The sequence below is a fragment of the Aggregatibacter sp. HK296 genome (assembly GCF_980469475.1).
In genome coordinates this window covers 1491599-1501994 of record NZ_OZ413142.1, presented here as the reverse complement: position 1 = coordinate 1501994, position 10396 = coordinate 1491599, and the positions used below count along the sequence as shown (strand labels likewise).

Below are 10396 nucleotides of genomic sequence, written 5' to 3'. Positions count from 1 at the left end.
TCCCTTTTTAAAAATAATCTAAGTTTGCATTGAGCTTCCTACTGAAATTCATTAGTATAGTTCACATTCACTTCGGTGGATTTATGTTAAGTTTAACTTCCAATCTAATTTAAGGAGTCTTCTGGATGAAGCATCTTATCGCAACTGCAGTGCTTTCTTGCAGCGCAATGGCTTACGCCAATACCTCTCTACCTAATTATAATACCGATTCTCATCTGTATGAATTCACCCAAACTTACGACTTAATTGCGCCGAAAGGTTCGCAAGGACAGGCAAATTTGTGGGTGCCATTGCCATTTAACGGCGAATATCAACAGGTTAAATCCCTTCACTTTGAAGGCAATTATTTAGATGCCTATGTGACTGAAAACAACAAATACGGCGCAAAAACCTTGTTTGCCACATGGGATAAAGAGGCGCAAAAACGTGATTTGAAAGTCACCATGGTGATTGAAACTAAAGATCGCGAGCCGATGGTAAAAGGTGCTTTGGATAACTACATACCACCGAAAGACATTCAGTATTCCGTCGATGTACAAGAATATTTAAAACCAACACAACACATTAAAATTGACGGTATTGTGAAACAATTTGCGGATAAAATCGTGGGTTCTGAAACCAATCCGCTGAAAAAGGCAGAATTAATTCATCAATGGATTGTGGCTAACATGGAACGTGATAATTCCGTTTTAGGTTGCGGTGATGGCGATGTGGAAAAAATCTTAACCACCGGTGTCTTAAAAGGCAAATGTACTGACATTAACTCTGTTTTTGTTGCACTTGCTCGCGCCGCGGGAATTCCAGCCCGTGAAATTTTCGGCATTCGTTTAGGTGCGGCGGAGAAAATGGGGAAATATTCCAAAGGTGCATTCGGCAGCGCAGATGAACATGGTGTGGCGAATGTGAGTGGCGGTCAACACTGTCGTGCAGAATTTTATCTTGCCGGCTTCGGTTGGGTGCCGGTAGATTCTGCTGATGTGGCAAAAATGCGTTTAGCAGAGAAAAAATCCGTGGAAGATAAAGACACTCAAGCGGTCGCGAAATATTTATTCGGTAACTGGGAAGCCAATTGGGTCGGCTTTAATCACGCACGCGACTTCGAGTTATATCCACAACCGGAATTGGCACCAATCAACAACTTTGGCTATCCGTATGCTGAAGTGGGTGGCGATCCGCTAGATTCCTTTGATCCGAAAGCATTTAAATATGACTACGTCTCCAAAAAACTCCAATAAATCTTTTTGGGTTGCGATTGCCACCGCGTTGAGTGCTGCGGTGGCTTCCACCTTGTGCTGTATCGCACCTTTGATTTATTTGCTCTTTGGCGTGTCATCTACCTGGCTTATTGGTTTTGGTGAGTATGATTATTTACGCATACCTATGCTTATTGTGTCATTGTGTGCTTTTGCTTACGGCTTTTGGTTGTTAATGTTTTCTAAAAAAATCATTTGCAGCAAATACATTTCCCGTAAAAAGCTCATAGTGTTGTATTGGATTGTGTTTATCATTATGCTGTTTTTCTTAACCTACCCAACGGTTTTACCGTGGATATTAGCGTTAACTGATTAGGAACGAAAAAATGAAAAAATTATGTACCGCACTTTTGCTCTCTTTATTTGCCCTGTCTTTTGCGCACGCAGAAGAAGCGCCCGTACAAGCAGAAAAGAAAATTGTCCTGAAAGTGAAAGAAATGAATTGCCAGCTTTGTGCTTATTTGGTGAACAAAGAATTGCGTAATATTGACGGCGTGATTTCCACCAAAGCCTCTATTAAAGATGGCATGGTTACTGTGGTAGAAGATCCTAAAGTGACCGATGAACAGTTGATTAACGCGATTCATAAGTTAAATTACACGGCAGAAGTTGTTCAATAAAAATAAAGGGCTAGTTTAAATAGCCCTTTTTGATTCTATGATTTCTGCAATCAGCGAGTTAATTCTCTGTGAATTACAACCGCTCTTTTTCTCCGCCGAAGTCGTGCAATAGATTTTCTGTGAGTTGACTCAAAATGCCGGTCATTAATACAAAATCTGCATCAAAGCGTTGGGCATAGTCTTCTTTCAAAATATCGTCATTTTTCTCTCGAATTTGATCAGCAAATTTCAAGCGCTTCAGGCTGCAATCTTCGTTTAATACAAATGACAGACGCTCTTCCCATTCCAGTGCCAGTTTGGTGACGAATTTAGAATGAACCAAGGAAAGAATCTCTTCACTGTCTAACGCTTGTTGTTTGCAACGAATGACACCGTTCGTTTGGCTATCGCGTAATTCCGCCTCTTCCAACGGTACGAGCCATTCCGGTGTATTTTCCTGGGCGATCCAGTTTTGCATGATAAGCGCCGGATCATTGGCAAAAGTAAGCGGCACCACCGGCAGAGACCCTAAGGATTTGCGTAACAGCGCTAGCACCTCTTCTGCACGTTTTGCTGAGGCAGCGTCCACATAAACCAAATTCTTTTCCGAATCAATCCAAATGGCGGTTTGTTGATATTTGCTGAATGTGCGCGGCAATAAGGTCGCAATCACGTCGTCTTTTAAGGTCTGTTTTTCTACTTTTTTCAGCTTACGATTTTCCGCCTGTTCGAGTTTTTCTACGCGTGCGTCTAATTCACGTTTCACCACATGAGAGGGTAAAATTTTCTCTTCTTTTTGGGCCAACAATAAAATCTGTTTTCCGACGACAAAATATAAAAGTTCACTGCCTTTGAGCGGTTCAGACCAACCAAATTTGCTTTGTTCTGATTGATGGCAAGGGTGATATTGATTGTTTCCAAGGGCGGTGGAGAGGGGTTGTGCCGACCAATCAAGGGATTTAGTCAGACGGTAAATCATGGCGTTTTTGAACCAAAACATGGTAGATCCTTATGCTTAATCAGGTAAAATGTGCGCTATTGTAACTTACTTAAAGGTGAAATATGCAACATAAATTGGTGTGTTTTATTGGTGGCGGCAATATGGCACAAGCCATCGTGTTCGGCTTATTAAAACAAGCTTATCCTGCCGATAAAATTATTGTGTGCGATCCGAATGAAGAAAAACGTGCTTTATTTGCGCAAAAAGGGGTACACACTTCAACGGATAATGTCGCCGCCGTCGCGCAGGCAGAGGTCGTATTGTTAGCCGTAAAACCGCAAGTATTAGCCGACGTTTGTGCGCCTTTAAGTGCGGTGGATTTTTCTGATAAATTACTCATTTCGATTGCTGCGGGTATTTCCGTGGCAAGATTGACTGCGCTTTTGCCAACCTCCCAATCTACTGTGCGTGCGATGCCAAATACACCGGCTTTAGTAGGCGAGGGCATGGCAGGATTATTTGCGGTAAAAAACACCTCAGAAAACGACCGCACTTTTGCGCAAGATTTGTTGTCTGCCGTAGGCAAAACCCTTTGGGTGGCATCGGAAGAGCACATGCATGCGGTTACAGCCGCGTCTGGCAGTAGTCCAGCGTATTTTTTTCAATTTTTAGAAGCCATGCAACAAAGCCTGATTGACATGGGATTGTCTGCAGACAATGCTCGCGAATTAGTACAGCAAGCGATGTTAGGTTCAGCCAAAATGGTGGTGGAAAATCCGCAGGTAGATTTATCGACATTGCGCCAAAATGTGACGTCCAAAGGCGGCACAACGGCAGCTGCACTGAATGTGTTGAATCAACATCAATTTAATGACATCGTGCAACGGGCTATGCAAGCTTGTGTCGCACGTTCTAAAGAAATGGAAACCTTATTCTAATGCTTGTTCGTCCTTTTACTTGGCTCGCTTTGAGCTTTTTCGGGTATTACTGCGCGTATGGCGTTTTTATCCCCTTTTTCCCTGTTTGGTTGAAGTCGCAACATTATGGCGAAGAGCTTATCGGCATGGTGTTGGCAAGTGCTTATGTCTTTCGCTTTGTCGGCGGTTTGTTTTTTTCCGGTTTAATTAAACGCTCTTCACAGTTGATCAATTCTTTGCGTGTCTTGGCGCTTGCCAGTGCATTGATTATGGCCGGTTTAAGTGTTGTCGCGGAGAATTTTTGGTTGTTATTTTCTGCTATCGGCTTATTTGCCATGGTCAATGCGGCAGGCATGCCGATTACGGATTCTTTAGCAAGTACTTGGCAACGACAAATTCAGTTGGATTACGGTAAGGCTCGGCTCATTGGATCCCTTGCCTTTGTGGTGGGCGTAACCTTATTTGGCAATGTGATTGGCTTTTTCGGTGAGCAAAATATTGTCTGGATTTTGACCGCACTTTTATTGGCATATTCGGTGATGCAGTGCGTAACACCAACAATTCCCCCGCAAGATGAACTCTCGGAACAGGCTACCACGAATGTAGGTTATTGGGATTTATTAAAAAACAAAACAACCTTGCGGATTTTGTTGGCTTCGTCTTTAATTCAGGGCTCACATGCCGCCTATTATGTTTATAGTGTGTTGTATTGGACAAGTCTTGGGATTTCCGTTTCGCAGACCAGCTTACTATGGGGCCTAGGTGTGATTGCCGAAATTTTGCTGTTTTTCTTTTCTCGCCGTTTACTGCAAAACTGGAAGGTCAGCACTCTTTTTCATTTGGCGACCTTGGCGTGCATTGTGCGCTGGGCGGGGCTTGCTGGCACAAGTGAGGTTTGGCTCATCGGGCTTTTGCAATTACTTCACAGTCTAACGTACGCGGTGGCGCATTACGGCATGGTGCGCTATATCACCACGCAACCGCAGTCGCACATTTCCAAACTACAAGCGTTGTATAACGGCATTTCAAACAGCGCCATGGTGGCGATTTTGACTGCATTGAGCGGTGTGATTTACCCGTATTCCCCCTCAATGACCTTTGTCTTAATGGCGATCATTGCGGCATTGGCGTTCGTGGTGACGCCACGTAAAGTGGAAGCCTTTTTACTGCATCGGGGCTAAACATGAATGATCTTACTTTGCTCGATTTATTTTTGAATGAATTATGGATAGGCAAAGGCTTGTCGCCCAATACCGTGCAATCTTATCGTTTGGATCTCACCGCACTTTGTGATTGGATTGGTGAGCGCAAACTGTCACTGCTCGGTTTGGATTCGGTCGATCTTCAAACGTTTCTCGGTGAGCGGGTAGAGCAAGGGTATAAAGCCACCAGCACGGCGCGATTATTGAGTGCTATTCGAAAGCTTTTCCAATATTTGTATCAAGAAAAATACCGCACCGACGATCCAAGTGCGGTGTTAAGTTCGCCCAAATTACCAAGCCGTTTGCCGAAGTATTTAACCGAACAACAAGTCACGGATTTGCTGAATGTGCAAAGTTTGGAACAGCCGATTGAACTACGCGACAAGGCGATGTTGGAGTTGTTGTATGCCACGGGATTGCGGGTGACGGAATTGGTTTCACTGCATACCGATAGCATTAGTTTGAATCAAGGCGTGGTGCGGGTCATCGGCAAAGGTAATAAAGAACGTATTGTGCCGATGGGAGAGGAGGCAACCCATTGGGTGAAGCAATTTATGCTGTTTGCCCGGCCGATTCTATTGGATGGACAAAGTTCCGACGTGCTATTTCCTAGCCGCCGCGGTACGCAAATGACACGGCAGACTTTTTGGCATCGGATCAAGCATTATGCGGTGCTGGCGGAAATTGACAGCGATATGTTGTCGCCACACGTTTTGCGCCATGCCTTTGCCACCCATTTGGTGAATCACGGTGCAGATTTGCGCGTGGTACAAATGTTGTTGGGGCATAGCGATTTATCGACGACACAGATTTATACCCATGTGGCGAAAGAGCGCTTGAAACGTTTGCACGAACGCTATCATCCACGTGGTTAATTTTGTGTAGATAAATCGAGCGTTTTTTAATCAATTATGCGCTTTTATCCTGCATTTCCTCGACTGAAAGGCTTTGTCCCGTTATAATTCATCGTCTTATTTTCTATTAATAACGTGTTCGGTGTGAGCATTCGCCGAGTGCATCAATTTGAGGTAACATCATAATGTCATTAAATATTGAAACGACTCAAGGTTTAGAGCGTCGTGTAACCATCACCGTTCCGGCTGAAACCGTTGTTCAAGCTATCCGCGAAGAATTAAAACGCGTTGCTAAAAACGCACGTGTTGACGGCTTCCGTAAAGGTAAAGTCCCTCCACACATCATTGAAAAACGTTTCGGCGCTTCTGTTCGTCAAGACATTTTAGGTGATTTATTACAAAACCATTTCTTCCAAGCGGTTATCGAAAACAAAATTAACCTAGCAGGTCGTCCAAGTTTCACTGTTGAACAATTTGAAGAAGGCAAAGAATTAAAATTCAGCGCAACCTTTGAAGTGTACCCTGAAGTTGAATTAAAAGGCTTAGAAAATATCAAAGTAGAAAAACCGGTTGTTGAAATCTCTGAAGCAGATGTTGACAAGATGGTTGAAGTGTTACGTAAACAACAAGCAACTTGGACTGAAACCCAAGACGCAGCGAAAGCAGAAGATCGCGTAACTATTGACTTCGTGGGTTCTGTTGACGGCGAAGAATTTGAAGGCGGCAAAGCATCCGATTTTGTTTTATTCATGGGTCAAGGTCGTATGATCCCAGGCTTTGAAGAGGGCATCGTTGGCCACAAAGCCGGTGACAAATTCACTATTGATGTGACTTTCCCGGAAGAATATCACGCTGAAAACTTAAAAGGTAAAGCGGCGAAATTTGACATTACGTTGAAGAAAGTTGAAGTGATGGTATTACCGGAATTAACCGATGAGTTTGTTGCAAAATTTGGTCCAAATACCAAATCCGTTGCAGATTTACGCAATGAAATTCGTAAAAACATGCAACGTGAATTGAAAAACGCGTTAACCACTCGTGTGAAAACTCAAGTGATTGACGGTTTAGTAGAACAAAACCAAATTGATGTGCCAAGTTCTGCAGTTGAACAAGAAATTGACGTATTGCGTCAACAAGCAGCACAACGTTTTGGTGGCAATGCACAACAAGCAGCACAATTACCACGCGAATTGTTTGAAGAACAAGCTAAACGTCGCGTATTAGTTGGTCTATTATTAGCGCAAGTTATCTCTTCTAACGAATTAAAAGCAGATGAAGAACGCGCTAAAGCGATGATCGAAGAAATCGCGTCTGCTTATGAACAACCGGCGGAAGTGGTTGAATACTACAGCAAAAACAACGAATTAATGAATAACATTCGTAACGTAGTATTAGAAGAGCAAGCGGTTGATGCCGTGTTAGCGAAAGCACAAGTGACCGAAAAAGCGGCGACTTTCGATGAGATCATGAATCCACAAGCTTAATGATTCTCCGCGAAGTGCGGTTAATCTTTTAAGTGTTTTTTAGTTGAATACCTCGATGAAAGTCGGGGTATTTTTTTGCCTTATGAATATTAGCATTAGGCTTTGAGGCAATAAAAAAGGGTATCTTCAGATACCCTTTTTTCTATTAGAACATTACTTACTTGGTGATTGCATGAAACGGAAGAAATCACTGTCCGGTTTTAAAATCAACAAGTTATCAGAATTAGAGAAGCTGCTTTCATAGGCTTTAAGACTACGAATGAAGCTATAAAATTCCGGTTCTTTACCAAAGGCATCTGCAAAGATTTTGGCTGCAGTAGCATCGCCCTCACCGCGTAATTCTTGCGCTGTTTTTTCTGCGTTGGCAATGATCAATGTGACTTTACGATCTACATCAGCTTGGATAAAGGCTGCTTTTTCTTTACCTTGTGAACGGTGTTCGCGAGCAACTGCATCACGTTCTGCACGCATACGTTGGTAAATAGAAGAAGACACTTCATCCGGCAAGTTAATTTGCTTGATACGTACGTCTAGTACTTCAATTCCCAATTCAGCAGTGCTGTCTTGTCCACTATTGAGCGCATTTTTAGCCCCAGCCATGAGTTCACCACGTGTACCTGAAACGATGTCTTTAATGGTGCGGGAACCGATTTCAGAACGCAAACGATCGTTAACTTTACGGCGTAATAAATTGGCTGCTTGTGCGTAGTCGCCACCACCGGTGGTGGTAAAGAAACGACCGAAATCGTTAATACGCCATTTCACGTAGGAATCTACCAAAAGGTCTTTTTTCTCTACGGTGACAAAACGATCCGCTTGTCCGTCTAGGGTTTGAATACGGGCATCTAGCGCTTTCAAATTATCAATAAAAGGGATTTTGAAATGTAATCCCGGTGTATAAATAGCCACTTTATTATCGGCATCGCGTTGCACTTTGCCAAAGCGTAACATAATGCCACGCGTACCTTCACTGACAACCACAATGCTGGAATAAAGCACCGCGATAAGCACGAAAATGACAGGTAATAAAAATTTACGCATTAGTTAATCCTCCCTTGGCGACCATTGTCGGTACGCGATTCCATTGGTCTAAGTGGTGCTGTTTGCTCATGCGTGCGTGAAACAGGTACAGAAGTTACCGCACTTTGTTGTGTTTCATTGGATTCACTTACATTAGCACTACCGTTCGAGCCAGTGGACTTTTTACCTTTTAACAATTGTTCTAAAGGTAATACGGTTAAGTTATTTCCATTGCCGGAATCCAACATGACTTTTGGTGTATTTGCCATGACTTTTTCCATGGATTGAATATATAAGCGTTCGCGGAAGACGGTTGGTGCCGCTTTAAACTCAGGTAAGAGCGGTTGGAAACGTTCCACTTCCCCTTTAGCATCTAGCACCACGCGGTCTTTATAGGCTGTCGCTTCTTCTAAAATGCGTTGTGCATTACCACGAGCAATTGGCTCTTTCTCACGCGCATAGGCTTCTGCTTCACGAATATAACGTTGTTCGTCTTCTTGTGCTTTAATCGCATCATCAAAGGCTTCTTTCACTTCTTCCGGTGGACGTGCAGATTGGAAGTTCACATCAATCACTTCTAAACCCATATCATATGGTTCAATAATTTGATTTAACGCTTTCCAAGTATTTTCACGTACGACGGAACGACCTGTCGTCAAAATATCGTTCATTGTCATATGGCCGATAACATAGCGTAATGCACTATCGGTAGCCTGATTCAAGCTGTCATTGGCATTGATTGCACTAAACAGGTATTTTTCAGGATTTTGGATTCGATACTGCACGGTCATTTCCACTTTCACCATGTTTTCATCTTGGGTGAGCATGGAACCTTGTGTTCTTAATTCAAGTACACGCTCAACGTTGACCGGAATCACTCGATCAATAAAAGTCGGTTTCCAGTTTAAGCCAGGTTGTTGAATGGAATGGAATTGTCCTAAACGTAGCACGACGCCACGTTCTGCTTCTTTGATGGTATAGAAACCGCTGACGCCCCATATAATTACGCCGGCTGCAATTGCAATCGGTAATAATTTACCTAAGCCGGAAGGTAGGTTAGACGCACCGGAATGATTGTTTTTAGCCCCTTTACCACCCATTTTTTTCAATAAGTTATTGAAAATCTCTTCTAAGTCCGGTGGTGATTGTTCGTTCTTTTTTTGTGAGTTGGAAGAACGATCCCAGTTAGATTGACCTTCGTTTTTATCGGAACCCTGATTTCCAGAGGATTGCCCGTTTTGCTTTGGTTTGCCCCAAGGATCTTGATCTGAACCATTTAAAGACATTGCTTTCTCCATTTGTCAAAAAATTGTTGCAAGTCTAAACAAAATCGCGTGTTAAGTCTAACGATTAATGGGAAAGTCTATCGATTTTAAAGGGTTAATTATTCACGTTGTAGTGAATTTTATGCACAAGCCTTTGAGGTTGAAGATGCTCGCCATCCCAAGCCCAAAAACAGGGCGATTTTATAGGTGCTTGGTTAACAAAATAGGCGAGATAAAAAGGAAGTTTATCGGTAAAACACAGCTGTCCACGGGGGCAGTGGGCCGAGAAAATGTGTAAGGTTTCCGGCTTATGTGTGACTTCTGATAATTTTGCGATGCCCACGCCTTGGGATTTCAACACGGCTTCGCGTAAACACCAGATGCGGTAAAAAGCGGATTGGGGTTCAGTTTGTTGTTGAAACCAGTCGATTTCTTCCGTGCTAGCAAAATGTTCCAGCAGGGCTAAATAAGGACGTTCTTTGCAGGGAGATTCAATATCAATTCCTACCGCACTTTTTTCGCCTGGTTGGCTGATGTGCAAAATCACTGCCACCCAATCACCGGAATGGCTGATATTGAAATCGAAATCAGAAAAGGGAAATTGCGGTCGGTCAGTTTCTGTTCGCGAAATTTGCCCTAAAAGTGCGGTCGGTTTTTCTGCTGTTTTGAGTAATTGCCACAGCAAGAAATGCGCTAAACGACGACATTGCCAACGTTGCTGCATACGTGGGTTGCCGTGGCCTAACGTCAGCAAATTTGCCGGAATCAGGTCGGCTGGGATGTCATGAAAGGGGAAGGGGGTGTGAATATTTCCCCAAGCGATCAGCGTTGTCATCGTGGTAAGAAAAGTGCGGCCAAAATC

Annotated in this window: 11 protein-coding genes; 7 read left to right on the top strand and 4 right to left on the bottom strand. The window is 43.3% G+C overall.

Annotated elements, in window-relative coordinates; all coding sequences use genetic code 11:
- Positions 1-125 precede the first annotated feature (125 nt).
- The 3 genes from AC30SH_RS07015 to AC30SH_RS07005 are packed head-to-tail and all read left to right on the top strand — an operon-like array spanning position 126 to position 1873.
- Positions 126-1235: a transglutaminase-like domain-containing protein gene (locus tag AC30SH_RS07015; protein ID WP_489582300.1), complete on the top strand. Its 1110-nt coding sequence runs from the start codon at positions 126-128 to the stop codon at positions 1233-1235.
- A complete protein-coding gene (locus AC30SH_RS07010; protein WP_485862311.1) occupies positions 1207-1569 on the top strand; it encodes a mercuric transporter MerT family protein in 363 nt (120 codons plus the stop codon). The genes AC30SH_RS07015 and AC30SH_RS07010 overlap by 29 nt, the downstream gene beginning before the upstream one ends.
- Positions 1570-1579: 10 nt before the next feature.
- Positions 1580-1873, top strand: coding sequence for a heavy-metal-associated domain-containing protein (locus AC30SH_RS07005; protein WP_376922231.1), 294 nt, complete (start codon positions 1580-1582; stop codon positions 1871-1873).
- A gap of 73 nt (positions 1874-1946) precedes the next feature.
- Here the strand turns inward: AC30SH_RS07005 and rdgC are convergent, their stop codons facing one another.
- Positions 1947-2852: a recombination-associated protein RdgC gene (rdgC, locus tag AC30SH_RS07000; RefSeq protein ID WP_489582299.1), complete on the bottom strand. Its 906-nt coding sequence runs from the start codon at positions 2850-2852 to the stop codon at positions 1947-1949.
- A 62-nt stretch (positions 2853-2914) separates the two neighbouring features.
- Between rdgC and proC the strand changes: the two genes are divergently transcribed.
- From proC to tig, 4 genes are all read left to right on the top strand, one after another.
- Entirely contained in the window at positions 2915-3730 is an 816-nt protein-coding gene (gene proC / locus AC30SH_RS06995) for a pyrroline-5-carboxylate reductase (RefSeq protein ID WP_489582298.1), read from the top strand.
- Positions 3730-4890: a 3-phenylpropionate MFS transporter gene (locus AC30SH_RS06990; RefSeq protein WP_489582297.1), complete on the top strand. Its 1161-nt coding sequence runs from the start codon at positions 3730-3732 to the stop codon at positions 4888-4890. Before proC ends, AC30SH_RS06990 begins: the two co-directional genes overlap by 1 nt.
- 2 nt (positions 4891-4892) lie before the next feature.
- The gene (gene xerD, locus AC30SH_RS06985) at positions 4893-5786 is read left to right on the top strand and encodes a site-specific tyrosine recombinase XerD (protein ID WP_489582296.1); all 894 of its coding nucleotides are present in this window, start codon (positions 4893-4895) and stop codon (positions 5784-5786) included.
- Positions 5787-5950: 164 nt separating this feature from the next.
- Positions 5951-7249, top strand: a complete 1299-nt coding sequence (tig, locus tag AC30SH_RS06980) for a trigger factor (RefSeq protein ID WP_489582295.1) — start codon at positions 5951-5953, stop codon at positions 7247-7249.
- Between the two features lie 153 nt (positions 7250-7402).
- Here tig and hflC read toward each other — a convergent pair whose 3' ends face one another.
- From hflC to AC30SH_RS06965, 3 genes are all read right to left on the bottom strand, one after another.
- Entirely contained in the window at positions 7403-8290 is an 888-nt protein-coding gene (gene hflC, locus AC30SH_RS06975) for a protease modulator HflC (protein ID WP_006717199.1), read from the bottom strand.
- Positions 8290-9555, bottom strand: a complete 1266-nt coding sequence (hflK, locus tag AC30SH_RS06970) for an FtsH protease activity modulator HflK (RefSeq protein WP_314886013.1) — start codon at positions 9553-9555, stop codon at positions 8290-8292. The genes hflC and hflK overlap by 1 nt, the downstream gene beginning before the upstream one ends.
- 94 nt (positions 9556-9649) lie before the next feature.
- Positions 9650-10369 carry a 4'-phosphopantetheinyl transferase family protein gene (locus tag AC30SH_RS06965; RefSeq protein WP_314886016.1) on the bottom strand — a complete coding sequence of 240 codons (720 nt, stop codon included), beginning with the start codon at positions 10367-10369 and terminating at the stop codon, positions 9650-9652.
- Positions 10370-10396: the final 27 nt, after the last annotated feature.

Excerpts from the sequence above, each read along its gene's own strand:
- AC30SH_RS06990 (WP_489582297.1), top strand. The coding sequence starts at position 3,730 with ATGCTTGTTCGTCCTTTTACTTGGCTCGCTTTGAGCTTTTTCGGGTAT.
- tig (WP_489582295.1), top strand. The coding sequence starts at position 5,951 with ATGTCATTAAATATTGAAACGACTCAAGGTTTAGAGCGTCGTGTAACC.
- proC (WP_489582298.1), top strand. The coding sequence starts at position 2,915 with ATGCAACATAAATTGGTGTGTTTTATTGGTGGCGGCAATATGGCACAA.
- hflC (WP_006717199.1), bottom strand. The coding sequence starts at position 8,290 with ATGCGTAAATTTTTATTACCTGTCATTTTCGTGCTTATCGCGGTGCTT.
- rdgC (WP_489582299.1), bottom strand. The coding sequence starts at position 2,852 with ATGTTTTGGTTCAAAAACGCCATGATTTACCGTCTGACTAAATCCCTT.
- AC30SH_RS07005 (WP_376922231.1), top strand. The coding sequence starts at position 1,580 with ATGAAAAAATTATGTACCGCACTTTTGCTCTCTTTATTTGCCCTGTCT.
- hflK (WP_314886013.1), bottom strand. The coding sequence starts at position 9,555 with ATGTCTTTAAATGGTTCAGATCAAGATCCTTGGGGCAAACCAAAGCAA.
- AC30SH_RS07010 (WP_485862311.1), top strand. The coding sequence starts at position 1,207 with ATGACTACGTCTCCAAAAAACTCCAATAAATCTTTTTGGGTTGCGATT.
- AC30SH_RS06965 (WP_314886016.1), bottom strand. The coding sequence starts at position 10,369 with ATGACAACGCTGATCGCTTGGGGAAATATTCACACCCCCTTCCCCTTT.
- xerD (WP_489582296.1), top strand. The coding sequence starts at position 4,893 with ATGAATGATCTTACTTTGCTCGATTTATTTTTGAATGAATTATGGATA.
- AC30SH_RS07015 (WP_489582300.1), top strand. The coding sequence starts at position 126 with ATGAAGCATCTTATCGCAACTGCAGTGCTTTCTTGCAGCGCAATGGCT.